Source organism: Methylobacterium tarhaniae, from assembly GCF_001043955.1.
Taxonomy (GTDB): Bacteria; Pseudomonadota; Alphaproteobacteria; order Rhizobiales; family Beijerinckiaceae; genus Methylobacterium; species Methylobacterium tarhaniae.
The window spans coordinates 1-1,296 of sequence record NZ_LABZ01000262.1; the positions used below are offsets into that span (position 1 = coordinate 1).

Sequence of the window (1,296 nt, forward strand, 5' to 3'; positions counted from 1 at the left end):
GGCGAGCGCCATGCCGCGGGTCGCGGAGGGATCGCGGGCCAGGTAGCGGACCGCATCCGGGAACAAGGCCCGCAACACGTGCTGCGTGGCCGCCGGTAGTCCGTCCAGGCGCGGTGCCGTGCCCACCACGACGATCTCCGTGGGACGGGCCGACTGGAACCTGAGCGAGTCGACGAGGGGGGCGAGGGTGTCGGAAACGTCCTCGAGGAGGAGACAGATCGAGATCGATCCGGAGAACGGTTCGCCCTGTCCCGTCAGCACTGCCGGCGATGCCGACCCCCTCGGAAACAGTCTGGCCGGGTCGGCCATCGTGAGCAGGTCGGTCTGCCGGATCGCGATAGGCCGGGTCCGGGCGATGCCGCCGTTGGACGGCGTCGCCCGACCGGTGCTGAGATGCGGGAAGCCGCAGGCGCGATCGATGGGCTGCACGGCCTCCGACAGGCCCGGGCGCCACGGCAGGCACACCGACCAGACCGCCCCCTTGCTGAACCGCGGCTGCACGATGAAGGCGCAGGGGCCCGGATCGACAGGCGCTGGCTCGTCCGTCGGGGAGCCGTCGTCGAGCGCCGAGACCAGCGCGTGAAGGGTCGGGATCGCGTCCGCCGGCAACAGGAGGGATCCACCGCGCCTCCGCCCCTCGTCTGCCGGGGGCAGCAAGGACGCGGTTTGCTCGGCCAAGTGGTCGGCCAAGTCGTCGTCGGCGGGCCTCCGGTCGAGGCGCACCTCAACCCTCATCAGCCGTGCGAGCCAGTCGAGGACGGCGCCGGTGAACAGGGTTTCTGTGCCGGTCGCGTCGCTCGCGTCGATCCGGATCGCGTCGATCCGCCGTGCATCGTGACGCCGCGAGCGCAGGAAAGCGTGCAGATACGTCGCCGACAGGTTCGCGACGTCCCGCATGTCGTCGGCCGCGACCGCCGACGCGCGAAGCTCCCAATGGTGCAACCCGCCCCGCAGCAACGAGGGGAAGGGAACGAGGTCGAGGGCGCGGATCGTCTGGGTGGCGTCCGATACCACGAGCAGCACGGGCCAGAGCGGATTGGCAAGGCCGAGGGTGCAGAGTGCCGGCCCGCCCCGGGCGAGATCGCAACGGCCGACCTCCCTGACCGTGGGGCTCCGGCCGGCGACCTGATAGGCGGCAAGGCTCAAGACCTCGTCATCCGCCCCCGGTGCCGCATCCTCGAACCGGAGGCGGAGCTGGGCGTCCGATGCGAGCCACAGATCGGCGAGCGTGAGGCCCCCGGCCCCCGTCCTGCCGAAAAGCGCCGGGAGCCGGACGCCGGCCTTGCCCGGCAGGTC

Annotated in this window: 1 protein-coding gene; it reads right to left on the bottom strand. The window is 71.8% G+C overall.

What is annotated here, in order from left to right; all coding sequences use genetic code 11:
• Nucleotides 1–1,296: hypothetical protein (locus VQ03_RS34045; RefSeq protein ID WP_048454179.1), on the bottom strand; the 1,296-nt coding region annotated here is incomplete at both ends.